Source organism: Mesorhizobium sp. BR1-1-13, assembly GCF_020165515.1.
Lineage (GTDB): Bacteria > Pseudomonadota > Alphaproteobacteria > Rhizobiales > Rhizobiaceae > Mesorhizobium.
This window is the reverse complement of record NZ_JAIUIH010000004.1, coordinates 519,617-543,724: the sequence shown is the minus strand read 5'-3', so window position 1 is coordinate 543,724 and position 24,108 is coordinate 519,617. Positions and strand designations below refer to the sequence as shown.

The window sequence follows — 24,108 nt, the reverse complement described above, 5'->3', positions numbered from 1 at the left end:
GCCCTATGTCCTGCCGACTTTCAGGCCTTGTCTCTTATCTGCGTCATCGTTCGGGTCGGGGTGATTGCCTCCGGATCGAGCCGGATCTCGACGATTGCCGGCTTGCCGCTGGCGCGGGCGCGCTCGAAGGCAGGGGCGAAGTCGGCGGTTTTCTCCACCGTTTCGCCATGGCCACCATAGGCACGCGCCAGGGCGGCGAAGTCCGGATTCTTGAGGTCCGTGGCCACCACCCGCCCGGGGTATTCACGCTCCTGGTGCATGCGGATAGTGCCGTAGATGCCATTGTTGACGACGATGACGATGATCGGCAACCCGTATTGCACGGCGGTGGCGAATTCCTGCCCGTTCATCAGGAAGCAGCCGTCGCCGGCGAAAGCGACTACGGTGCGATCCGGATAAAGCGCCTTGGCCGCTACCGCCGCCGGCGTTCCGTAACCCATCGAGCCTGAGGTCGGCGCGCCCTGTGTGGCAAAGCGGCGGAAGCGATGGAAGCGGTGCACCCATGTGGCGTAGTTGCCGGCGCCGTTCGTCAGGATGGCATCGTCGGGCAGCGCCGTTTCGAGATAGGTCATGATCGGCCCCATCTGGACGGCGCCCGGACCGCTTTCCGGCGGCGTCGACCAGTCGAGATAAGCGGCATGGAGCTTTGCCGTCTCCGCCGCCCAGCCCGGCGATGTCGGTCCCTTCCGTTTGGCGAAGGCGCGCACGAAGGCGGCGGGCGAGGCGTTGATCGCAAGCGTTGGACGGTAGACGCGGCCAAGTTCGCCGGCATCGGGGTGGACATGGACCAGCGTCTGGTCGGGGTAGGGGCTTTTCAGGAGCGTGTAGTCCGAGGACGGCATCTCGCCCATGCGGCCGCCGATCAGCAGCACCAGATCGGCCTGCTTGATCGCTGTCGCCAGCTTCGGGTTGATGCCGATGCCGACATCGCCGGCATAGTTCGGGTGCAGATGATCGAACAGCATCTGGCGGCGGAAGGAGCAGCCGACCGGCAGCGACCACGCCTCGGCGATACGGGTGATTTCCTGGACAGCCTGGAAATCCCAACGTGTGCCGCCCAGGATCGCGATCGGCCGTTTGGCTGCATTGAGCAGCGCCTCGAGCCGGTCGAGTTCGGCTTCGGCGGGGCTGGTCTCGACCGGGGTGTAGGCGATCGCGGCCGGTGCGTCGACGACACTGGTCAGCATGTCTTCCGGCAGCGAGATGACCACGGGGCCGGGCCGGCCGGAGGTCGCCACCGCAAAGGCGCGGGTGACGAATTCGGGGATGCGCGACGCATCGTCGATCTCCACCACCCATTTTGCGATGTCGCCAAAGAACCTGACATAGTCCACTTCCTGGAAAGCCTCGCGCTGCTTGGCGTGGCTGGCGACCTGGCCGATGAACAGGATCACGGGAACCGAATCCTGCATGGCGATGTGGATGCCGGCGGAGGCGTTGGTGGCGCCCGGGCCGCGGGTGACGAAGCAGATGCCGGGTTTGCCGGTCAGGCGGCCTTGGCAGTCGGCCATCATAGCGGCGCCACCTTCCTGGCGGCAGACGATGGTGCGGATCGCCGAATCGTGCAGCGCGTCGAGCACCGCGAGATAGGATTCGCCTGGCACGCAGAATACCCGGTCGGTGCCGTTGGCCTCGAGCGCGTCGACGATCAATTGTCCGCCGGTTTTCATTTTGCTCTCTCCAGTTCGGCAAGGATTTCGTCAGTATGTTCGCCCAGGCGGGGCGAGGGGCGCTCATAGACGAGCGGTGTTTCGGACATGATCATCGGTGCGCGAACCGAGGGCAGAAGATTGCCATGGCCGTCGTCGAGATCGAGCCGCATGCCGCGCGCGATCGCCTGCGGGTCGGCGAACATCTGTCCGATCGTGTTGATCGGGCTCGCCGGCACGCTGGCCGCTTCCAGCTTGGCCAGAAGCGGGTCGCGATCCCTGGTCTTCAGCGCCTCGACGATCCGCTCGCGTAGCGCGGCCCGGTTGGCGACGCGGGCCGGATTGGTGGCGAAATCGGAATTGCCGGGCAATTCGTCCAGCCCGACCACCGCGCAGAATCTGGCGAACTGGCCGTCATTGCCGACCGCCAGGATGATGTGGCCGTCCCGGACCGGCAGCACCTCGTAGGGCGCGATGTTCATATGCGCGTTGCCCATCTGCACAGGCGACTTGCCGGAGACGAGATAGTTGAGGTTCTGGTTGCCGAGCGCCGAGATCTGGGTGTCGAACAATGCCATGTCGATGTGCTGGCCTTCGCCGGTTTTTTCGGCGTGTCGAAGGGCCGCCTGGATGGCGATGACGGAATAGAGGCCGGTGAAGATGTCGGAGATGGCGACGCCGGCCTTTTGCGGCTCGCGTCCCGCCTCGCCGGTGATCGACATCATGCCGGCCATGCCCTGGATGATGAAATCGTAGCCGGCGCGCGGCGCGTAGGGACCGTCCTGGCCGAATCCGGTGATCGAGCAATAAACGAGGCGCGGATTGATCTTGCGCAGGCTCTCATAATCGAGCCCGTATTTCTTCAAGCCGCCAAGCTTGAAGTTTTGGATCAGCACGTCAGACGTTGTCACCAGCCGGCGCACGGTTTCGGCGCCCTCCGGTGTCGAAAAATCGATGGCGATGGAGCGCTTGCCGCGATTGCAGGAATGGTAATAGGCGGCCGACAGGTTCTCGCCATCCTTGCCCATGACGAAGGGCGGGCCCCATTTGCGGGTGTCGTCGCCGCCATCAGGGCTTTCGACCTTGATGACGTCGGCGCCGAGATCGGCAAGCAACTGCCCGGCCCAGGGCCCGGCAAGGATGCGGGCGAGTTCGACGACACGGACGCCTTTCAGCGGGGGCTCAGCCATAGATCACCAGAATTGGTCGGAACCGAAGCCTCTATCAACAGAGATTGCCGCTGTCACGGCTCTTGCGATGGGCCAACGCTTCATCGCTTCAAGGCGGTTTCGGCCCACGCTGCGAAATCGTCCATGACGATGTCGCGATTCACCTCGTTCAGGCTTTCGTGGCGGGTCTCGCTGTAAACCTTTGAAACGAGATTCGAAAAGCCCATTTTGCGCAGGCGTCCGGCAAGCCGGATGATCCCCTTGCCATAATCCGAGGCAGGGTCTTTTTCGCCCCCCACGACGCTGACGGGGAGGTCGCGCCGAACGCCGACGAAACCGGCGTCCCTACCGCCATTGAGCGCCATCTGCACGACATCGCGCCACATCGACACCGAGGCGTCCCAGCCGCACAGCGGGTCGGCGATGTATTTGTCGACCTCGGCGGGATCGCGTGACAGCCAGTCGAACAAGGTACGGTGGTTGGGCACCGCCTTGCCCCAGGCCTGGAAGGTGAGCTTCGGCAGCAGGCGCGATGGGACATCCGAGCCGAGCCGCATCCTTTCCCATGCAAGGATGCCGAGCGCCACCTGCGCGAGCAGGCCAGCTGAAAAATTGCCATTCCAGATGGCGGCGGCGTGAACGCGGTTCGAATGGGCCAGGAGAAAGTTCAGCGCCACAGACGCGCCCATCGAATGGCCGAACAGGATGACAGGCAGGCCCGGCTGCTCTCTGGCAATGAGATCATGGATGGCGCCGACATCGGCGATGACCTTGGCGGGGCCGTCCTCATGCGCGAACCTGCCCGGCGGTGCATCGGGCGCCTTCGTTGCGCCATGGCCGCGATGATCGTGAACATAGACACTAAAGCCGCGCGCGCCCAGGAAATCGGCAAAACGATCATAGCGCGCCGCATGTTCTGCCAGACCGTGATTGATCTGGATGATGCCGCGCGGATGGCCGTCGGCCTGCCGGACCAGAAGATTGAGGTCGGCGCCGGTCGGCGAACGGACCATGCGCTGCTGGCTGAATGACATTCAGTGATTTCCACCCTGGCCCGCCTCGGTGGCGCCAGCCTTGTTTGCGCCGAGGCCGGTTCAGCGTCAATCCGCCATTCCGGATTTCTCGCGATGATGTTTCTTGCGTCTGGCCGTTGGAATATCGCAATTCTGACATGGAGACAGCTTCAGTCTGTCGCCCACCTTTTCATCCAGGGATTCCCCATGCGCATTGCTGTTGTTTTCGGATTGGCCATGTCGGTGGCATCATTAACGGGTGCCGCCCATGCCGACGTCAGGATGAGTGGCACCTTCGTTGCCGACGCCTCCTGTCCGGCGACGCAAGCCATCAAGAACGGCAAGAATCCCGGCAATGTCTCGACTGATGCCGGACAGAGCTATCAACTGCTGGCGGGCAACAAGGATGCGCCGACGCACTATCTCATTCTGGTGCCGGGCGCAGATCCGGATCGGCGCTGGGTGAAGGTCAGTTGCGGACATCTCTCCGGCAGCAGCGCGGCAACGCTGCCGGCGACCCCCGGCGGGCAGGGCAAGCCGGCGGCGTCAGGAAAACCCGAATATGTCTTCGCGCTGAGCTGGCAGCCGGCTTTTTGCGAGACCAAGTCCAGCAAGAGCGAATGCAAGGCACAAAACCCGAATGAATTCGATGCCAGCAACTTCACCTTGCACGGCCTGTGGCCGCAGCCGAACGGGAACTTCTATTGCCAGGTACCGGCCAGCGACAAGGCCAACGACAGTCCGGCGCACTGGAAGGATCTTCCGCCTGTCCATTTGGACGCCGGCACGCGCGCGGAACTCGACAAGGTGATGCCGGGCACTGCTTCGCAGTTGGAGCGGCACGAATGGATCAAGCACGGCACCTGCTACGGCAAGAACCAGCAGGAGTACTTTTCCGACGCACTCAGCCTGATGCGTGCGGTGAACGGCTCAGCGGTGCGCGATCTCTTCGCCAAGAACATCGGCGGCAAGCTGACGGCGGACCGGATCCGCGGCGCCTTCGATCAGGCCTTTGGCGCCGGCGCTGGCGATCGCGTGCGCGTCTCCTGTGTCATCGATCCGTCGAGCGGCCGGCGGCTGATCGGAGAGTTGACGCTCGGCCTTGCCGGTCCGATCGGCCCAAACAGCTCGCTCAAGGACCTGCTGCTGGCCTCGGTGCCGACCAACAAGGCCGGTTGCCCGACCGGAACCGTCGACGCAATCGGGTTCCAGTAGGTCCTGAGCTCATTCCAGCCGGCAGGCAGGCCGGGGCAACGCCAACGCCCGTTGTTGGTGCGGCCTGTGATCGGTTCGATTCGGCGAAAGCGATTGCCGTTCGGCTCCGCATCGCCTACATAGCGGCCAACCTCCATTCAGATCGACAAATCAGTCAGTTTTTCAGGGAAAGCGCGCGTGGCACGCCAGTTCATCTATCACATGTCAGGCCTGTCAAAGGCCTACGGCACCAAGAAGGTGCTCGATAACGTTCATCTGTCCTTCTACCCGGACGCCAAGATCGGCATTCTCGGCCCCAACGGCTCGGGTAAGTCGACCATCCTGCGCATCATGGCCGGGCTCGACAAGGAGTTCCAGGGCGAGGCGTGGCTGGCCGAAGGCGCGACCGTGGGCTACCTGGCGCAGGAGCCGCAGCTCGACAACAGCAAGACCGTGCGTGAAAACGTCATGGACGGCGTCGGCAGGAAGACCGCCATCATCGAGCGCTACAACGAATTGATGATGAACTATTCCGACGAGACGGCGGACGAGTCGGCCAAGCTCCAGGACGAGATGGATCGGCTCAACCTTTGGGACCTCGAGCAGCAGGTCGAGATGGCGATGGACGCGCTGCAGTGCCCGCCGGCCGATTCCGAGGTGACCAATCTGTCGGGCGGCGAGCGCCGCCGCGTGGCGCTGTGCCGACTGCTCCTGGAACAGCCCGACCTGCTTTTGCTCGACGAGCCGACCAACCATCTCGACGCCGAGACCACGGCGTGGCTGGAAAAGCACCTGCGCGACTATCCGGGCTCGGTGCTGATTATCACCCACGACCGCTACTTCCTCGACAACGTCACGGGATGGATCCTCGAGCTCGATCGCGGCCGTGGCATCCCTTACGAGGGCAACTACACCAAATATCTCGACGCCAAGGCCAAACGCCTGATCCAGGAAGGCCGCGAGGATGACGCCCGCCAGAAGTCGATCTGGCGCGAGCGCGAGTGGATCCAGTCCTCGCCGAAGGCGCGCCAGACCAAGTCCAAGGCTCGTATCAAGGCCTATGAGGAACTGGTCGAGCAGTCGCAGAACCGCAAGCCGACCGACACGCAGATCGTCATTCCGTCGGGCGAGCGCCTCGGCAATGTCGTCATCGAAGTTGAAGGGCTCACCAAGGGCTTCGGCGATGAGCTTTTGATCGAGGATCTGTCGTTCAGGCTGCCGCCGGGCGGCATTGTCGGCGTCATCGGCCCGAACGGCGCCGGCAAGACGACGCTGTTCAAGACCTTCACTGGCCAGGAAAAGCCTGATGCGGGGTCGATCCGCATCGGCGAGACCGTCAAGCTCGGCTATGTCGACCAGAGCCGCGACGCGCTGGACCCGAACAAGACGGTGTGGGAAGAAATCTCCGGTGGCGCCGAAGTCATCAAGCTTGGCAAGCACGAGGTCAACAGCCGCGCCTATTGCTCGTCCTTCAACTTCCGTGGCGGCGATCAGCAGCAGAAGGTCGGCAACCTTTCGGGCGGCCAACGCAACCGCGTTCATCTGGCCAAGATGCTCAAAGGCGGCGGCAATGTGCTTTTGCTCGACGAACCGACCAACGACCTCGACACCGAGACACTGAGCGCACTCGAAGATGCGCTGGAAGCTTATGCCGGCTGCGCTGTCATCATCAGCCACGACCGCATGTTCCTCGATCGCATGGCGACCCACATGCTCGCCTTCGAGGGCGACGCGCATGTCGAATGGTTCGAAGGCAATTTCGAGGAGTATGAGAAGGACAAGCTTCGCCGCCTCGGCGCGGAAGCGGCGGCCCCGCACCGCATGACGCATAAGAGGCTGACGCGATAAAAGCCGCTATCGCAGTGGCGGTTCCGGTCGGCGACGGGATCGTCACCCAATTCTGGGATAGCCGGCCTGTCGCGCCGGTCATGGAAGGTGGCAACCGCCGCGAGGTCTACCGTTGAACAGCCCAGCAAAGCCCGATTGGTCCGCCGCCCAATATTTGAAGTTCGAGGATGAGCGCACGCGACCCGCACGCGACCTGGTGGCGCAGGTGCCAGTCGACTTCCCCCGCCGCGTCGTCGACATAGGCTGCGGGCCGGGCAACTCGACCGAGCTTCTGGTCGAGCGCTGGCCGGATGCGCAGGTGAGCGGCTTCGACACCTCGCCCGACATGATCGAAAAGGCAAGGGCGCGCCTGCCCAATGTCACTTTCGACCTAGCGGACGCGGCCGCATGGCAGCCGGAGAAGCCGGTCGACGTGATCTTCGCCAATGCGGTGTTCCAGTGGCTGCCTGATCATCCTGATGTCTTCCAGCGGCTAATGGGCTTTTTAGCGCCCGGCGGCGCGCTCGCCGTGCAGATGCCGGACAACTTGGGCGAAGATTCCCACAGGCTGATGCGGGAGACCGCCGCCGAAATGCCGTTCGCAGCCAAGATGAAAGGTGCGGCGCGCGCGCCGCTGCCGCCCGTGTCGTTCTACTACGACCTCCTGTCGCCGCTGAGTGACAGGGTGGACATCTGGCACACGATATACAACCACCCTCTGGCCGACGCCGAGGCGATCGTCGAATGGGTGAAGTCGACGGGCCTGAAACCTTTTGTCGACCCGCTGGAAGCCGACCAGAAGAAGCTGTTCCTCGACACCTATACGACTGCGATTGCCAAGGCCTATCCAGGGACGGCTGACGGCAAGGTGCTGTTGCGTTTTCCTCGCATCTTCATCGTGGCGAAGCGGGCCTGAAAGCGGGCAAACGCTGTCGCTCAAGCCGCCGCTTGATCTCGGCCGTCGCAATATCGCTGCCGGGGCAGTTCGTGCGCAGCCGCGACGACGGCGCATGCTGGAATAATCCACAGACAACACCAAACTGTGCGCGTGGTGAGGGGACGCGGGAACCGGTTTAAGCTGGCATAAACCGGCTTAATGCGACAAGGGTTGCGCCGGGCCTCCCTTGCGCCCACATCAAAGCCCCTGAACGCCTGCGGATGGGACGGACTGGACATGCATCGCGTCATCATCAGCGGTATCGGCGTCGAAATCCCCGCGCCTGAGATCAGCAATGAGGAACTGGTCGCCAGTTTCAACAGTTGGGTCGACACGGAGAACGCGCGCCGGTCCGGCACGGACCAGCCGCTGCTGCAGAAATCGGACAGCGATTTCATCGTCCACGCCTCGGGCGTGCGCAGCCGTCATGTGATCGAGCGCGAAGGCATACTCGACCCGACACGTATGGCGCCGCGCATTCCGGCGCGACCGGATGATGCGCTGTCGCTGGAGGCCGAGTTCGGCATCGCTTCGGCCCGCAAGGCCCTCGATCATGCTGGGCTGAAGCCGTCCGATATCGATTTGGTGATCTGCTCTGCCTCGCACCACCAGCGGCCCTATCCGGCGATCGCCATCGAGATGCAGCAGGCCCTGGGCACCAAGGGGGCGGGCTTCGACATGGGGCTCGGCTGCTCCTCCGCCGCAGCGGCACTGCACATGGCGGTCAACCTTGTGCGCGCGGGCGCGCACAAGCGCATCCTGGTGACGACGCCGGAGATCATCACCGGCCATCTCAATTTCCGCGACCGGCAGACGCATTTCATTTTCGGCGACGCCTCGGTGTCGATGGTGGTCGAGGGGCTGGCACTCGGCGAGAAACGGCCGGGACGTTTCGAGGTGCTCGACACGCGCATCTGGACGCAGATGTCGAACAACATCCGCACCAATCTCGGCTACCACACCCGGACCGCGCAGGACGATCCCTACAGGATCGATCTGGAGGGCAATCTCATCAAGCAGGTCGGCAACAAGGTGTTCAAGGAAGTCACCGTCGCCGGGCACAAATTCATTGTCGAGTTCCTGGCCGAGCACGGCCTGACGCCGCAGGCGGTGCGACGCTTCTGGCTGCATCAGGCCAATGCGCGCATGAACGCCATGATCCTGAAACTCTCATTCGGCCATGAGGTCGATCATGACCGCGCGCCCATGGTGCTGGAGCGTCTCGGCAACACGGCGGGCGCCGGCGCCATCGTCGCGCTGTCGGAGAACCATGCCGACATGAAGGCGGGCGACTTCGGCCTGATCTGCGCTTTCGGCGCGGGGTATTCGATCGGCGGCGCGCTGCTGCGGATGCTGTAGGACGCGCTTGCCGCTTCAGGCCGGCGAAAAGGGAACGAGCATCGGCACGCGGCGCGCGTAATCGTCATAGGCGGGCCCAAGCTCGCCGCGCAGGAAACTTTCCTCCAGCCTCGCCTTGATGACGATCCCGACAAGCAGCAGGGCGGCGCCCGCGACGCCCCATACCGTGCCCTTGACGGCCATGGTGGCGAGGACCGAAAGCAGCAGGCCCGTATAGATCGGGTGACGGACAAGCGCATAAGGACCGGTGTCGATGATGCGATGATCGGCCTTGGCCGTTACCGTGCTGGACCACAGCCGGCCGAGATGCAGGCGGGCCGACCATGCAAAGGCGATGCCGACGGCGATCAGGGCGACGCAAATCCAGGCTTGGGGGAGCGTCGGCGTCCAGAGCCGAAGCCGACCCACATAGCCGTGCGCCGGAACGAACAGCAGGACGGTACCGGCGAGCCAGAGAACCCGATATCGCGCCTCCGCCCTGAAATCCGCCCGCTTGCGCACGGGATCGGCCCATGACGCGGCAAGAATCCACGATACCAGCCAGAACAACCAGAGCGCAGCAACGGCGTGTCCCACCTGCATGACCCGAACCTCCTCCCGATCTGGCGCCCTCGTCTATGCCGGCGGCGCGGCGGCAATGCGGCGCACTGCGGACGGCGACGGCGTTTCCGGTAAGAAAGTCGTGATCGGCATCAAACGGCGTGATCGGATCATCAGCGCTTTCGACTGGACCGCATTGCGGAGGGCCTCTAGACGAGACTGATGCAGGAAACCAACCTCGAGCTTTTTCCGGCGGACCTGACGGTCGACATCGTGCCGGGCCGCAAGTTGGCAGCAAGGGCGGCGGCGCTCTATGCCGCTCCGTTCGACCATTTCGAAACCAAGGCGGTCGAGGAATTGCAACTGGGCTTCGACGGCATAGCGGGCGATTTTCATGCCGGGATAACGCGACGCTCCGGCGGGCGCGAACCCTGGTATCAGCGCGGCACCGAGATGCGCAACGAGAGGCAATTGTCGCTGGTGGCGGCGGACGAACTCGCGCTGGTCGCCGAACGCATGGGCCTCAATGAGATCAAGCCCGAGTGGATCGGGGCCAATGTGCTGATCGAAGGGATACCGCATCTTTCGATGCTGCCATCCGGCTCGCTGCTATTCTTCAAGGGCGGCGTGACGGTCAAGATCGATGCCCAGAACAAGCCATGCCGCGTCGCCGGACACTCGATCGCCGAGCATGTCCGGGCGGCGAACCGTGACGCCACCGCGCTGCTTTTCCCGAAAGTCGCCAAGCGGCTGCGGGGCCTTGTCGCCTGGGTTGAGAAGCCCGGCATCGTCAGGTCCGGCGAGGAAATCTCCGTGCGGGTGCCCGAGCAGTGGATTTATCGCGCCTGATGAAACAGCCACGCCGCTCGAAACGGCGTGGCTGAGTGGTCCGGACTACGCCTTGCGGTTCTTGTTGGCGCCTTGCGCCATGACGGAGACATGGTCCCACTTTTCCCAGGTGGCGATGCGGTTGGCGTATTCCTGTTTGATCATCGGCAGCCCGCCGTCGCCGAAGAACACTCTGAGAGGCGGCTCGGCCGCGTCGACAATGGCCAGCATCGCCGGACCCGTCGCCTCGGGATCGCCGGCCACGGCGCGGCTGCGGCGTTCCTCCATGGCGGCGCGGGCGGGTGCATAGGCCTCGATCTCCTTCGAGACTTTTGCCGACGGACCGGCCCAGTCGGTGGAGAAGCCGCCGGGCTCGACCAGCGTGACGTGGATGCCGAACTCGGCGACTTCCAGGCTCAGCGATTGGCTGAAGGCTTCCAGCGCCCATTTCGAGGCATGGTAGAGGCCGAGCGAGGCAAAAGCATTGACGCCGCCGATCGACGAGATCTGGATGATGTGGCCGGAGCGCTGCGCGCGCATGATCGGCAAGGCGGCCTGGGTGACCCACAGTGCGCCGAACACATTGGTCTCGATCTGGTCGCGGGCTTCCTGCTCGCTGACTTCCTCGATGGCGCCGAAATGGCCGTAGCCGGCATTGTTGATGACGACGTCGAGCCGGCCAAAGCGCTTGTGCGCCTCGGCCACAGCGGCATCGACGGCTTTCTTGTCGCTGACATCGAGCTTTATCGCGGCGATGTTGTCGCCATATTTGGCGACGAGATCGGCGAGCGTGCCTGTGTCACGGGCGGTCGCGGCGACGCGGTCGCCGCGTGCCAATGCGGCCTCGGCCCAGACGCGGCCAAAGCCTTTCGACGATCCGGTGATGAACCAAACCTTGTTTGTCATGATGAAGTCCTTGCCCGAAGGGGCTGTGATTTTTCAGGGGTAAACGGAGGCTTCTCCGCTTTGTGCCATATACGGTGCGTTCCGCGACTTTCCAGAGGTGGTGGCGGAATTATTTGGACAGACCTCGCGGCCGGTCAGGGGTAGCGTACAGCGCTCGACCAGGCCGGATCTTCATGTTTGTCCCAGTAGAGCGCCATCAGTCGACTGGTGATCGCGCCGGGCCTGCCGTCCGCGACCGGGATGCCGTCGATCATCGTAACCGGCATGATGCCGCCGGCTGTCGAGGTGATGAAGACCTCGTCGGCCTCGCGCAACGCTGCGACGCTGACGTCGGTGGGGGTGGCGAAGAGGCCTTCTTGCATACAGAGATCGAAGACGGTGCGGCGGGTGATGCCCGGCAGCACTCCGACGGCCGGTGTCGACAGTCTGCCATCCTTGACGCAGAAGACATTGAAGCCCGGACCCTCGGCGATGTTGCCGTTGAAGTCGAGGATCAGTGCGGTCTCGGCGCCGCGGTCATAGGCATCGTAGAGGCCGCGCACCAGATCGAGCCAGTGGTAGTTCTTGATCGCCGGATCGATGGAGGCGGGCGGAATGCGCACCTTGTCGCTGATGGCCACATGCAGGCCGCGCTGCAACTGCTCGGCATTGGCGACCGAGCCGAAGGGTACGGCGAAGGCCATGAAGCGGTTGACCGCCTGGCGCGGATCGCGGCTGAAGGTCGGGGAGGCACCGCGCGTGCACAGCATTTCGACATAGGCGGCGCGATGACCGGACAGCGCCGCGCAATTGTGCAGGATCCCGGTCACGCCGTCACGATCGAATGGGATCGTCATGCGCAATTTCTCCAGCCCGCCGAAGAAGCGGTCGAGATGCAGATCAAGCCGGAAGAAGCGGCCGTTCCAGACATGCACCGTGTCGTAAGTGGCGTCGGAATGCAGGAACCCCCAGTCCAGCACCGAGACCTTGGCCTGCGACATCGGCAGGTACTGACCGTCGAGGAAAGCGATGCCGTCGGGATAGCGATGCGGGTCGACGTGACGGTCGCTCACCACAGGTGGCGGTGTATCCTGTGCGGTCTGGCTCATCGGCACCTCCTTGCATCACAGGCTATCGGTGTCAGGCAGAGGGCATAGAGCCAGTCATCCGGCGTCGTTCGTCCTCGAGATAAATCTGGCCAGTCATGCAACGCGATCGCCGTGCCGGCTGGGCAACAGCTTCAATCATCCTCGTCGTCGGCGTCGAGCAGGCGGGTGGCGCGCCAGCGGGTGAGCACCACATTGGTCTGCTCGATGACGAAGAAACGCGCCGAGTCGCGGTCATAGCCTTCGGCGAGTAGCTTTTCGTAGTCGGTGTGGGCGTGGCGGATGTGGGCAATCGTCGCCAGCCATACGGCGATGGTCGGCGGCAAGGTCTTCATGTGAACGGAGCCGGCATCGGCTCGAATCTTCTCCATGTCGGCATAGGGCGCCAGCGGCAGAAGCGCGGTCAGCGCCTTGGCGAGGGCGCGGCGACGTCCGGTCGGCGCCTTCATCGTTCGTCGCGCCCTTTGATGGTTGCCTCCGGTATGGCGTCGGTCGAGGCGAAATACGGTTTGATGTCGATGACGGGCGTGCCGTCGAGCACATCGATGGCGTCGATGTCGATGTGCCCGGTGGCGACGTCGAGCGCGACAAGTTTCGCCACATGCAAGCCGACCGGGTTCGGTCGGGCCGGGGAGCGCAGCCCGAATACGCCTTTTGCTTCAGCCGCATGGCGCGGTTTCTGCACGATCAGAGACCGCGGCGCGTGATGCAGCCATGACAGGATGACGACGTGGCTGGCACGCTCCAGCCCGTGCAGGCCGGCGCGGTAAAGCGGCTCGATAGTCAGCACGGCCGGCTGTCCGGTCTCTCGCGCCGCGCGCATGTTCTTGGGACAAGTTTCGCGCGTCGTCCACGGTGAGGTGACGCGGCCGATGAACACGACATGGCCGTCAGCCGGCATCAGTGCCGGATCGATCTCCAGCCTCTGCTCGCCTTCTCTAACCTCGAACATCTCATGCTGCCCGGTCATTTTATCCCATCTTTTTGTTGGCGCATGTCTTCTTCCCCGAACCGCTACACGCTTTTAGGCAACATGCATCGCGAAATCACGCATGCGGCATTTTCTTGTCCTACAGCGACATAGCGCTTGCATGGTTCGAAAAATCGACATAAACATATGTTTATATCTTTTTCAAAGAGAATACGCTGATGCATGTCGCGCTCGACACTATGGTGGACACATTGAAGGCGGCGGCCGAATCGAGCCGCCTGCGTATACTGGCGCTGCTGTCGCGCGGTGATCTCACCGTGTCCGATCTTACCGAGATTCTCGGCCAGTCGCAGCCGCGGGTGTCACGCCACCTGAAGCTGCTCCTCGAGGCCGGGCTGATCGGCCGTTACCAGGAGGGGTCGTGGGCCTTCTTCCGGCTGTCTGACACGGATTCCGCGCGCGATTTCGTGCTGCGGCTGGTCGCCGGCATTCGCGGCGCCGATCCGCAGGTCGAGCGTGATCTCGAGCGGCTGGCCTCGGTCAAGCGCAAGCGGCAGGACCGCGCGGCGGAGTATTTTTCGCAGAACGCGGCAAGCTGGGATCACATCCGCTCCCTGCACGTGCCGGACCGTGCGGTCGAGGCCGCACTCATGAAACTCGTCGGCAAGCGGCCGTTCCAGTCGATGCTCGATCTCGGCACCGGCACCGGACGTCTCTTGGAGATATTCTCGCCGCTCTACCGGCGCGGCATCGGCATCGACATGTCTCGCGAGATGCTGACCGTCGCGCGCGCCAATCTGGACAAGGCCGGCGTCTCCAATGCTCAGGTGCGGCAGGGCGACATCTTCTCGCCGCCGGTCGAGCGCGACGCCTTCGATCTCGTCACCATCCATCAGGTGCTGCACTATCTCGATGATCCTGCGCGCGCCATCCGCGAGGCGGCGCGGCTGCTGCGCCCTTCCGGACGGCTGGTGATCGTCGATTTCGCGCCGCACACCCTGGAATTCCTGCGCGACGAGCACGCGCATATGCGCCTCGGCTTTTCCGACCGGCAGATCGGCGAGTGGTTCTCCGAAGCGGGCCTCGATCTCGAAGATGCCCAGGAATTCGAGCCGCGCGGCGGCACCGAGGCCAGGCTCACGGTCAAGCTCTGGCTTGGCCGCGACCGGCGCCTGCTGATCGCCGATCCTGCCAATGACAGCCAGCAGACCAAAGTGAATTCGATAGGGGAAATCGCCTGATGAACCAGTTCCGCTTTTCCCGCCGCCCCGACATTGGCGACAAGGTCAGGGTTTCCTTCGAATTCTTCCCGCCAAAGTCGGACGAGATGGAGGCGAGGCTGTGGGACACGGTCACCCGACTCGAACCGCTGCAGCCGAAATTCGTCTCGGTGACCTACGGTGCCGGCGGTTCGACTCGGGAGCGCACGGCACGCACGGTAGGCCGCATCCTGAAGGAGACCAGCCTGACGCCGGCAGCACATATGACCTGCGTCGACGCTCCACGCCCCCAGGTCGACGCGGTGATCCAGGAATTCGCCGATATGGGCGTGAAGCGGTTCGTCGCCCTGCGCGGTGATCCGGCCGCGGGCGTCGGCACCGCCTATCGTCCGCACCCGGACGGCTATGCCAATGGCGCCGAGCTGGTCGATGCGCTGAAGAGCGCGGGCGATTTTGACATCTCGGTCTCGGCCTATCCGGAAAAGCATCCGGAAAGCCCCGACTTCGCCACCGACATCGACATGCTGAAGCGCAAGGTCGACAATGGCGCGACGCGGGCGATCACCCAGTTCTTCTTCGACAACGATCTCTACGAGCGCTATGTCGAGCGCGCGCGTCGAGCCGGCATCTACATTCCGATCGTGCCGGGCATCCTGCCGGTGCACAATTTCACCCAGGTCGCCAATTTCTCGGCACGTTGCGGCGCGCTGGTGCCGGCATGGCTGGCCGAACGTTTCGACGGCCTGCAGAACGACCCGCAGACGCATGCGCTGGTGGCGTCGGCCGTGGCGGCCGAGCAGGTGCTGGACCTGGTCGAGCGCGGCGTGGGCGATTTCCACTTCTATACGATGAACCGGGCCGACCTCGTCTTTGCCGTCTGCCACATGATCGGCATCCGCTCGCATGAGGCGGAAGTGGCTGGCTCCGCAGCCGCCTGAACCGGGCTTGAGATGCAGAAAGGCCGGGTAAAAACCCGGCCTTTCAAACTGGTTGATTATTGGGTGCTGGTCTTCCCGGTTTTTGGCGGGTTCAGGGAAGAACGCCTATAATGAGGGCGCCGATGAATGCAAACGCAGCACAGATCATCAATGCGTTGATTGGCCTCGTAAGTCCCATGACATAGCCTCCTCTTAAAAGAGCTATGCCCGGAGTCTAGGGTCATTTGTGCCACAGGCAAGCGGAAAATGTGCTGCATTGCGACGCGATTGTGGAGTTTGCGACCTCGTTTTCGCCGTTAGGCGTTGAAACTTCTAGGCAAAAACCAGATACGAACCTGTGAATAAATTATGGCGGCTTCGTGTCGTTGGCATGTCATGGCAGCGCTACCCTGCGGATGAACAGGCGCCCGTCTATGGTCACCAGGCCGAGACCGATCAGCATCATGCCACCAATTTCGAACAGTTCCAGCCGCTCGCCGAGGAACAGGAAACCGAGCAGCATGGCACTCACCGGCACGATCAGCGTCACCAGGGAGGCGTTGGTGGCGCCGGCCGAGGCGACGAGGTTGAAATAGAGGATATAGGCGAAGGCGGTGGACAGCAGCGCCAGCGCCAGCACCGCCGCCCAGACCGGCGCCGAGGCCGAGAGCAGGCCGGCGGGACCGTGCGCAAGCAGCACGACCGGGATCATGATGACGGTCGAGGCGGTCAGCTGCCCGGTGGCAATGACCGGCGAGGGCACGCCCTTGAAGCGGCGGGCGACCATCAGGGCGACGCCGTAGGACAACGATGCTCCGATCAGCGCGAATTTGGCCCAGACGGGGCCGCCGAGGCCGGCAACCAGGCCGGGGCCGATCATCACAGCCGTGCCGGCGACGCCAAGCGCAATCCCGGCCAGCTTGTTCCAGGAGAGCTTCTCGTCCGATGTCAGGGCGTTGGCGAGGATCAGCGTCCAGAATGGCGTGGTCGCATTGAGCACCGAGGCGACGCCGGCGCCAAGCTCAGTCTGGCCGGCGAAGATCAGCGAAAAAGGCACGACGTTGTTGGTGAAGGCCAGCAGGAAGAACAGTCCTGCATGAGGAAGGGCAAGGCGGAAGGACGGGCCGCGCAGGAAGAGATAGAGCTGCAAAGCGAGTGCCGCGATGGCGACGCGAAACAGCACCAGCACCGGCGGGTGAAGCTCCGCCACGGCAATGCGGGCGAAGAAAAAGGAGCCGCCCCAGATCGCGCCGAGCAGCAGAAGCTGCGACCAGTCCTTGAGCGCCATCGGTCCGCGGGGTGCTGATGTCGCGGCTATTGCCATGTGATGCGTCCTCCCCAGACGGCCGAATGCAGGCAGCCAACAGAAGCGTTATCGGGTTCGCAGGCAAGAACCACCCGAAACCTGCCCGATGGCCTGTCTCCCCTGACAAAGCCTAGCGCCCTGCCGTCAGGCGCACGAGACACAGAATTGTTTTCATTGGCCGCTAGCTTGGATTAATTGTGCGCAGGCTAGGTCAAGGATTCGTCCATGCAGCGATTCGAGAATGCCCGCGAGGCGGCACTGGCGCTTCGCCCGGACGATCCGGTCTACTGCTTCCGCCCGCAGGTGCTGAAGGCCGATGCCTTGCAGTTCATGGGCATGTTCCCCGGCAAGACGGCCTATGCGGTCAAGACCAATGGCGAGCAGATCGTGCTGAAGACGCTGGTCGAGGCCGGCGTATCCGCTTTCGACGTGGCATCGCCCGGCGAGTTCGCCGCCGTGCGCGCGGTCTCGGCCGATGCCGAGATGCTCTACATGCATCCTGTCAAGGCGCAGTCGGACATCAAGCTGGCGTTGGAGAAATACGACATCCGCGTCATTGCGCTCGACCACGAGGACGAGATCACCAAGCTGACGCGGGTGGTCAGGGCGCTCGACATCGACCCGGGCGCGGTCAGCGTGTTCGTGCGGGTGCAGACCAAGGGCCATGCGGCCTACGAGCTGTCGAAGAAGTTCGGCGCCGGGCCGGCCTATGCGGTCGAACTGGCCGAGCGGCTGAACCGCACCGGCTACAAGGTCGGGCTGTGTTTCCATGTCGGCAGCCAGATCGAAGACCCCGACACCTACGAAAGGGCATTGGCCTCGGCCGACTGGGTGCGCAACCGGCTGACCTTCGACCTGGCCGGTCTCGATGTCGGCGGCGGTTTTCCGGCCGAATACGGGCATGATCCCAATCGCAAGCAGGTCGCGATGCCGTCGCTCGGCCAGATCATGTCGCGGCTTTCTGGAGACCTCAAGGAATACCAGTTCGACCAGATGCCGCTGGTGGCCGAGCCCGGCCGGGTGATCGTGGCGCGCTGCCTGTCGTTGATCGTGCGGGTGCTTTTGCGCAAGGGCAAGCGGCTTTACATCAATGACGGCATCTGGGCGTCGCTGTCGGATTCCTGGACCGGCAAGATCACGCTGCCGGCGCGCTTCATTCCCGATCCCGCGATCCGCACGCGCAATGGCGATGAGAAGACCATCGTGCCGTTCAAGGTCTGCGGCGCGACCTGCGATTCCGTCGACATATTGTCGCGGCCGTTCTGGCTGCCGGAGACGGTCGACACCGGCGATTGGATCGAGATCGGCCATATCGGTGCCTATTCGCTGTCGCTGAGAACTCGCTTCAACGGCTTTTATCCCGACACTTTCGTCGAGGTGGCGACGTCCTTCGACGAGGGCGATGCGCCGGTAGGGTTTGCGAGCTTGGAGACGATGGCGGATTAAGCCACGCCACCGCCGGCCTGGATGTTCTCGCCGGTCAGCCAGCGGCCCTCATTGCTGGCCAGGAAGACGGCGACGTCGGCGACGTCGCGCGGCGCACCGATCCTGCCGAAGGGCGACATGCCGGCAGCAACGGCGCGGTCACGCTCGGGCAGCAGATCGGTGTCGGTAAAGCCGGGCGACAGCGCGTTGACGGTGACGCCGCGTGGCCCGAGTTCGCGCGACAGTACGCGCACGAACTGTTCGACGGCGCCCTTGCTGCCGAGATAAAGCGCAGTCTGCGTAAAGAACATTTTGGTTCCACCAGTGGAAACCGCGATGATGCGGCCGCCGTCGCGCACCCGGCGTGCCGCTTCCTGGAGCGTGAAGAAAGTGCCTTTGGCGTTGGTGCCGAAGACGAGGTCGAAATCGGCTTCGCTGGCCTCGACCAGCGGTTTGATGACGGCGACGCCGACATTGGCGACGACGATGTCGATCGCGCCCAACCGGCTCTCCGCATCGTCGAACAGGCGGCGAACGTCCGACACGCTGGATATATCCGCCTGAATGGAGACCGCCTTTCCGCCCTTGCTCGTGATGCCTGCCACCACCTCGTCCGCAGCCTTGTTGTTGCCGACATAGTTGACAGCGACGGCGGCGCCATTGGCGGCGAGCTCTTCGGCAATGGCACGGCCGATACCGCGCGAACTGCCGGTGACGATTGCGGTTTTACCCTGAAGCGCATGAGACATGATCAGTTCCTTCAATTACGCACTGCCGCGCCGGTTGTGCGACGGGGCCAGTAATTGAGAAATAGCGGTATGCAATTGATCAGATAATGGCCTATTATCTGATTAGCTTGTTAAGCCAGAGATGCATAATGAGAGGGTCTGAATTCACCGAGCTCAAGGCCTTTGCGGCGATCGTGGAGGAGGGCAGTTTCATCCGTGCTTCTGCCAGGCTCAGGATTTCACCCTCGGCCCTCAGCCAGACGATCCGGCAACTGGAAGCTCGCCTCGGCGTTCGCCTGCTGAACCGGACGACGCGCAGCGTGTCGCCGACGGCGGCCGGCGAGGCGCTGTTCGGACGGGTCGGCATGGCGTTCAGTGAACTGGAGGACGCCGTCGCGGATATCCATGCGTCGCGAGACCGGCCGGCGGGATCGCTTCGCATCAATGTACCGCGGGTGGCCGCGATGCGGTTCGTTGCGCCTATTCTGGGTGGTTTTCAGCACGCTTATCCCAATATCAGCCTGACCGTCATCGTCGACGACATGCTGGCCGATATTGTCGAGGGACGCTTCGACGCCGGAATCCGCCTCGGCGAACGGCTGAAGAAGGACATGGTTGCGGTAAAGCTGAGCGGGGACCTGCAGATGGCTGCTGTGGCCGCTCCGGCCTATCTCGCCGGGCGCAGCACACCACGTCATCCGCAGGATTTACACCAGCACCGCTGCATCAACTTCCAATGGCCCAGCGGCGGCAACATCTACCGATGGGAGTTCTCGCGGGGAAAACGGACCCTGGAAATCGCCGTTGAGGGCAATCTGACGGTCAACGACACTGACCTGCTGCTCGACGCCGCGCTGGGCGGAGCGGGCATCGCCTACATGATGGACTATCAGGTCCGCCCCTGGATCGAAAACGGCCAGCTCATTCGTTTTCTGGAAGCCTGGTCGCCCAGCTTTCCGGGTTTCTACCTGTACCACCCGAGCACGCGGCACGTCCCGCCGGCATTGCGAGCGTTCATTGATTTTGTGCGGGAGAGGAGGGGTAGTAGTGAGTAGTGAGTAGTGAGTAGTGAGTAGTGAGTAGTGAGTAGTGAGTAGTGAGTAGTGAGTAGTGCCGCTCCTGGGATCTTCACTACTGACTACTGACTACACGCTATTTTTACAGTTTTCCCAACAGCTCCGGCGTCGGCCAGCCGTCCACGGGCAGCCCCAGCCGCGTCTGCTCCTTGCGGATCGCTTCGCGGGTGTTGGTGCCCAGGATCCCGTCGACCGTGCCAACATCGTAGCCCTTGGCTTCCAGCTTGGTCTGCAATGCCTTCATCTGTCCGTTGTTTAGGCCTGGCTCGGGATTGCGCGGGTCGATCGGTGGCGCGCCGGCTAGCCGCGCGGCAAGATTTGCCGCGGTCAGCGCGTAGGTGAAGGACTGGTTCCATTCGAGATAGACGTCGAAATTGTCGTAGGTGAGGAAGGCCGGCCCCTTGCGGCCCATGGGCAACGCCAGCCCGGCCTTCAGGCCCTTGTCGACCAGCGGCGAGCCGTCGGGATTGGTGACGCCCCACTGCGCCCACTGCGTCAGCGGCAATTTGTTGGTGCGGCCGGTCTGGTCCCAAGGCATCTCGTCGGGCACGCGCACTTCCTGGATCCAGGGCTCGTCGCGCTTCCAGCCGCGCGACAGCACCTTGTTGGCCGTGGTCATGATCACGTCCGGCACGCTGCCCCGCAGGTCGATCTTGCCGTCGCCGTCGCCGTCGACGCCACGAGCGAGATAGTCGGAAGGCAGGATTTGCGTCTGGCCGATCTCGCCAGCCCAGGCGCCGTTGACGTCGGCCGGCAGCACGCCACGGTCGATCAATTCCAGCAGTGGCACCAGCTGCTGCCGGAACAGCTGCGGGCGGCGGCAATCATGGGAAAGCGTCACCAGCGCGCTGAGCGTATGGAAATCGCCCTGCACGGCGCCGAAATCGGTCTCCAGCGCCCAGAAGGCGGTGATGACCGGCGCCTGGACGCCGAACTGCTGGTCGGCGCGGGCGAAGATATCGGCATATTTCTTCATGTTCGCCGCGCCCTGCTTCAGCCGGTAGGCCGAGATCATCCGGTTGGAGAACTCGATGAAGGTCTGGGTGAAGACGCCCTGCGTACGGTCGCGCGCCAGGGCCCTCTCGTCGAAGCTGGCATCCTCGAGCGCTTCGAGGCCGACAGGGCCGACACCCGCCGCCTTGGCTTCCGCAGCCACGCCCTGCTTCCAGGTTTCGAAGTCGCCGCCACATTCCTGCGCCATTGCCGGCAAGGCCGTGGCGCACAGGAACAGCACCGCGAGGGCTTGAGGACGCAGTCGCATAGACTTCCTTTCGACATTCAGGATTCCGGGCGGTCTGGCTGTCCATCTGAATGCGCGTCGCCCCGGAATACCGGCGGTTGCACTCTTGGCCGCCGGCCGTGTCGAAAAGCAGGCGGCAGGCCCGGTGTCAACGGGTGTTCTGCCGCAGCCCTTTTCCCAGGCGGCCTGGCTGCCGTTGACACGGTGTCAGCGTGTGTTCTGCCCAAGCTCCTTCTCCGGGCGGCTTGGCTGCCGTTGACACGGTGTCAATGTGTGTTCTGCCTCAACCATTTGTCCCAGGCGGCTTGGCTGCCGTTGAAGACGTTTATATCGGACTTGCCGGTCATGCCGGGAACGATGCCGGTTCCCGTATACTGCCAGAAGGTGAAGGGATGGCTGCCATATTTCTGACGCGGGTGGCCGGCGACGGAGCGTAGCCAGTAGGGATAACCGCGGAAGGTCGACAGCTCGTTGTCTTCGAAGAAGTCCACCGACGTGTAGATGATCGGCTTCTTGCCGTAATGCCGCTCGACGATTTCGAGGAAGGTGGTCATCTCCGCGCGCACAGTGGCCGGGTCGGGGCGCAGCCTGCAGGTCGGCGATTTCGGGTTCCATTCCATGTCCAGCACCGGCGGCATGGCCGAGCGGTCGACGGGAACATTCCGGATGAACCAGCGCGCCTGTACCGCCGCCGGCGTGCAGAAATAGAAGAAATGATAGGCGGCACGAGGAATCCCGGCGGCCTTGGTGCGGGCCCAATGCTCGTTGAAATACTCGTCGAAACGGTCGCCGCCCTCCGTCGCCTTGATGAAGGCGAAGGAGATGCCGCTGGCCTTGGCTATCGGCCAGTCGACCGAGGTCTGGTATTTGGAGACGTCGGTGCCGTGAACGGCATAGCTCCACGGCGCGCCGCTGTCCCATTCATGCGGCTTGGAATCGCCGAAGCGGGGCGCGCGCACCGCAACCGTCGCACTGCTGGACGGCGACAGCGGCGACAGATCCTCCACGGTCGAGCAGGCGCCGAGCAGCGTCAGCATGGAAAGGGCCGCGAGACGGCGCATCACAACTCCCGAGCCGGTTGCAGCCGGTCGCTGATGGGCCTGTGTACTGATGGCCGGCGCTTGGTCTGGCCCCCGCCGGACGATCGCCCCACAGCATCGTCCGGTATCTTCAAAGCGCGCCATTTTCGGCGCCTTTCAAATATTTCTCTCCGCGTCGTGATTCCGAAACCGCTGCGCGTTTTTGGGCGACATGTACCTGTGATCGCCGATCATGGTTGATATCTGGTTGACGGCGCTCGACAACAGCCATGATTTTGCGGAAGCAATGGCGGCAAATCGATGACATGGATCAAGGCTGGAATCGAGGGGCGGGAAAGATGCGGATCGTTGCCAGGATCGTCAAATGGTTGCTCGGCCTGATGGTGCTGTCGGTCGCGGCGCTGTTTGCGTGGCTCTATTTCGCGCCGCCCGAATTGATCCGGGTCGGTTCGGGCTATTCGGCAAAGATCGTCTGCTCCAACGTTTTCATCGCCGCGCGCGACGCCAACGAGGTGCTTGCCATTGACGTGCAGGCGCCCGGTCATCCCTTGCTCAAGCTGATGCGGGTCTCGGTCGATAAGAACCGGGGCACAGTCTCCGCCGGCCTGCTTGGCTTCCTCGGCAAGAGCATCGCGGTTTCCCGCGACGGGCTGGGCTGCGCCTCGGTTCCGGATGGCGATGTCGGCAAGGCACGGCGGATCGCGATCCGTACCGAGCCCTCGGCGCCTAAACAGGATGCGTTATGGCCGGAGGGCGAGCGGGTCGAAGCCTCGCAGAATCCCGATGTGGCGAAAATCGTCGACGACGTCGCTATGGTCGGCGCCGGCATGCGCGCCGTGGTGGTGGTCAAGAACGGCCGCGTCGTGGTGGAACGCTATGGCGACGGCTTTTCCGCCCGGACGCCGTTGCTCGGCTGGTCGATGACCAAGACGGTCAATGCCGCCCTAGTCGGCACGCTGGTCAAGGACGGCAAGATGGCGATGACCAACCAGGGCCTTTTCGCGCCTTGGAAGGCGGATGGCCGCGCCGCAATCAGCCTTGCCGACATGATGGCAATGTCGAGCGGGCTGGAGTTCAACGAGGACTATGGCGACGTCGCCGACGTCACGCGCATGCTCTATCTTGAGCCCGACATGGCAGGTTTTGCCGAATCAAAGCCGTTGGCTGCCGAAGTGGGCAAGAAGTTTTCCTATTCGAGCGGCACGGCTGTGATGCTGTCGCGGCTCTGGCAGGATGCGGTCGGCGACAGGGCCAAGGCGTTGACGTGGCCGCGCACCGCGCTGTTCGAGCCGCTGGGCATGCACAGCGCCGTGCTCGAGACCGACGAGCAGGGCACGTTCGTCGGCTCATCCTATCTCTACGCCACCGCCCATGACTGGGCCCGCTTCGGCCAGTTCCTGCTGCAGGGCGGGGTCTGGAACGGCAACCAGATATTGCCGGCCGGTTTCGTCGACTGGATGCGGGAACCGGCGTCGGCGTCGAAAGTCTACAGCAAGGGGCAATTGTGGATCGAAGCGCCGGGCGACGAGGAAAATCCCGGTGCCGGCGTCGCCGCCGGCCTGCCTAAGGACACCTACTGGATGGAGGGGCACGACGGGCAGACCGTCGCCATCATCCCGTCCGAACAATTGGTGGTGGTGCGGCTCGGCCTGACGCCGGCCAAGCTCGGCTATCGCCCGCAGACGATGGTCGGGGCATTGGTCAAGGCGCTGCGCTAG

At 63.5% G+C, this 24,108-nt stretch carries 22 protein-coding genes; 10 read left to right on the top strand and 12 right to left on the bottom strand.

The genetic code is table 11. The features are described 5' to 3' along the window. Positions 1-20 precede the first annotated feature (20 nt). The 3 genes from LB533_RS13325 to LB533_RS13315 form a co-directional block, all read right to left on the bottom strand. Positions 21-1,670 carry a thiamine pyrophosphate-binding protein gene (locus tag LB533_RS13325; protein ID WP_224677317.1) on the bottom strand — a complete coding sequence of 550 codons (1,650 nt, stop codon included), beginning with the start codon at positions 1,668-1,670 and terminating at the stop codon, positions 21-23. Next, positions 1,667-2,839, bottom strand: a complete 1,173-nt coding sequence (locus LB533_RS13320) for a CaiB/BaiF CoA transferase family protein (protein WP_224677316.1) — start codon at positions 2,837-2,839, stop codon at positions 1,667-1,669. Before LB533_RS13320 ends, LB533_RS13325 begins: the two co-directional genes overlap by 4 nt. Before the next feature lie 80 nt (positions 2,840-2,919). Further along, positions 2,920-3,852 (bottom strand): alpha/beta fold hydrolase, encoded by a 933-nt coding sequence (locus tag LB533_RS13315; protein WP_224677315.1) that lies wholly within the window; start codon positions 3,850-3,852, stop codon positions 2,920-2,922. A gap of 186 nt (positions 3,853-4,038) precedes the next feature. On the opposite strand from LB533_RS13315, the gene LB533_RS13310 reads away from it, so the two are divergent. The 4 genes from LB533_RS13310 to LB533_RS13295 all read left to right on the top strand — a co-directional run bounded on the left by LB533_RS13310 (position 4,039) and on the right by LB533_RS13295 (position 9,148). Beyond that, positions 4,039-5,046 (top strand): ribonuclease T2 family protein, encoded by a 1,008-nt coding sequence (locus tag LB533_RS13310; protein WP_224677314.1) that lies wholly within the window; start codon positions 4,039-4,041, stop codon positions 5,044-5,046. Between the two features lie 177 nt (positions 5,047-5,223). Next, positions 5,224-6,873, top strand: coding sequence for an energy-dependent translational throttle protein EttA (gene ettA, locus LB533_RS13305; protein ID WP_140495150.1), 1,650 nt, complete (start codon positions 5,224-5,226; stop codon positions 6,871-6,873). 112 nt (positions 6,874-6,985) lie between these two features. Beyond that, the gene (gene tam, locus LB533_RS13300) at positions 6,986-7,768 is read left to right on the top strand and encodes a trans-aconitate 2-methyltransferase (RefSeq protein WP_140644208.1); all 783 of its coding nucleotides are present in this window, start codon (positions 6,986-6,988) and stop codon (positions 7,766-7,768) included. A 258-nt stretch (positions 7,769-8,026) separates the two neighbouring features. Then, the gene (locus tag LB533_RS13295) at positions 8,027-9,148 is read left to right on the top strand and encodes a beta-ketoacyl-ACP synthase III (protein WP_140644206.1); all 1,122 of its coding nucleotides are present in this window, start codon (positions 8,027-8,029) and stop codon (positions 9,146-9,148) included. A gap of 15 nt (positions 9,149-9,163) precedes the next feature. On the opposite strand, the gene LB533_RS13290 is transcribed toward LB533_RS13295, so the two are convergent. After that, on the bottom strand, positions 9,164-9,730 hold the full coding sequence (locus tag LB533_RS13290; RefSeq protein ID WP_140644204.1) for a methyltransferase family protein: 567 nt from the start codon (positions 9,728-9,730) through the stop codon (positions 9,164-9,166). 180 nt (positions 9,731-9,910) lie between these two features. Here LB533_RS13290 and LB533_RS13285 point away from each other — a divergent pair, with 180 nt between their 5' ends. Next, positions 9,911-10,537, top strand: a complete 627-nt coding sequence (locus LB533_RS13285) for an MOSC domain-containing protein (protein ID WP_140644202.1) — start codon at positions 9,911-9,913, stop codon at positions 10,535-10,537. Positions 10,538-10,582: 45 nt separating this feature from the next. Here LB533_RS13285 and LB533_RS13280 read toward each other — a convergent pair whose 3' ends face one another. The 4 genes from LB533_RS13280 to tsaA all read right to left on the bottom strand — a co-directional run bounded on the left by LB533_RS13280 (position 10,583) and on the right by tsaA (position 13,477). Beyond that, positions 10,583-11,422 (bottom strand): SDR family oxidoreductase, encoded by an 840-nt coding sequence (locus LB533_RS13280; protein WP_140644200.1) that lies wholly within the window; start codon positions 11,420-11,422, stop codon positions 10,583-10,585. Between the two features lie 134 nt (positions 11,423-11,556). Beyond that, complete coding sequence (locus LB533_RS13275; protein ID WP_140644198.1) at positions 11,557-12,510, bottom strand: aminotransferase class IV; 954 nt, start codon at positions 12,508-12,510, stop codon at positions 11,557-11,559. 131 nt (positions 12,511-12,641) lie between these two features. Next, positions 12,642-12,956: a DUF2293 domain-containing protein gene (locus tag LB533_RS13270; RefSeq protein ID WP_140644196.1), complete on the bottom strand. Its 315-nt coding sequence runs from the start codon at positions 12,954-12,956 to the stop codon at positions 12,642-12,644. Continuing rightward, positions 12,953-13,477 carry a tRNA (N6-threonylcarbamoyladenosine(37)-N6)-methyltransferase TrmO gene (tsaA, locus tag LB533_RS13265; RefSeq protein WP_140644194.1) on the bottom strand — a complete coding sequence of 175 codons (525 nt, stop codon included), beginning with the start codon at positions 13,475-13,477 and terminating at the stop codon, positions 12,953-12,955. Before tsaA ends, LB533_RS13270 begins: the two co-directional genes overlap by 4 nt. A 179-nt stretch (positions 13,478-13,656) precedes the next feature. On the opposite strand from tsaA, the gene LB533_RS13260 reads away from it, so the two are divergent. After that, positions 13,657-14,679, top strand: a complete 1,023-nt coding sequence (locus LB533_RS13260) for an ArsR/SmtB family transcription factor (RefSeq protein WP_140644192.1) — start codon at positions 13,657-13,659, stop codon at positions 14,677-14,679. Next, entirely contained in the window at positions 14,679-15,596 is a 918-nt protein-coding gene (metF, locus tag LB533_RS13255) for a methylenetetrahydrofolate reductase [NAD(P)H] (protein ID WP_140644190.1), read from the top strand. The genes LB533_RS13260 and metF overlap by 1 nt, the downstream gene beginning before the upstream one ends. Positions 15,597-15,969: 373 nt before the next feature. On the opposite strand, the gene LB533_RS13250 is transcribed toward metF, so the two are convergent. Further along, positions 15,970-16,899 carry a DMT family transporter gene (locus LB533_RS13250; RefSeq protein ID WP_140644188.1) on the bottom strand — a complete coding sequence of 310 codons (930 nt, stop codon included), beginning with the start codon at positions 16,897-16,899 and terminating at the stop codon, positions 15,970-15,972. A gap of 207 nt (positions 16,900-17,106) precedes the next feature. Here LB533_RS13250 and LB533_RS13245 point away from each other — a divergent pair, with 207 nt between their 5' ends. Then, the gene (locus tag LB533_RS13245; RefSeq protein WP_140644186.1) at positions 17,107-18,327 is read left to right on the top strand and encodes an alanine racemase; all 1,221 of its coding nucleotides are present in this window, start codon (positions 17,107-17,109) and stop codon (positions 18,325-18,327) included. Here LB533_RS13245 and LB533_RS13240 read toward each other — a convergent pair. Continuing rightward, positions 18,324-19,055, bottom strand: a complete 732-nt coding sequence (locus tag LB533_RS13240) for an SDR family oxidoreductase (protein WP_140644184.1) — start codon at positions 19,053-19,055, stop codon at positions 18,324-18,326. The two genes, LB533_RS13245 and LB533_RS13240, sit on opposite strands and share 4 nt — an antisense overlap. A 128-nt stretch (positions 19,056-19,183) precedes the next feature. On the opposite strand from LB533_RS13240, the gene LB533_RS13235 reads away from it, so the two are divergent. Then, positions 19,184-20,089, top strand: coding sequence for a LysR family transcriptional regulator (locus LB533_RS13235; RefSeq protein WP_140644182.1), 906 nt, complete (start codon positions 19,184-19,186; stop codon positions 20,087-20,089). Positions 20,090-20,192: 103 nt separating this feature from the next. Here LB533_RS13235 and LB533_RS13230 read toward each other — a convergent pair whose 3' ends face one another. Next, positions 20,193-21,371, bottom strand: coding sequence for a lytic murein transglycosylase (locus LB533_RS13230; RefSeq protein ID WP_140639216.1), 1,179 nt, complete (start codon positions 21,369-21,371; stop codon positions 20,193-20,195). A gap of 245 nt (positions 21,372-21,616) precedes the next feature. Further along, the gene (locus tag LB533_RS13225; RefSeq protein ID WP_140639215.1) at positions 21,617-22,411 is read right to left on the bottom strand and encodes a GH25 family lysozyme; all 795 of its coding nucleotides are present in this window, start codon (positions 22,409-22,411) and stop codon (positions 21,617-21,619) included. Positions 22,412-22,728: 317 nt separating this feature from the next. Here LB533_RS13225 and LB533_RS13220 point away from each other — a divergent pair, with 317 nt between their 5' ends. Then, the gene (locus LB533_RS13220; protein WP_140639214.1) at positions 22,729-24,108 is read left to right on the top strand and encodes a serine hydrolase domain-containing protein; all 1,380 of its coding nucleotides are present in this window, start codon (positions 22,729-22,731) and stop codon (positions 24,106-24,108) included.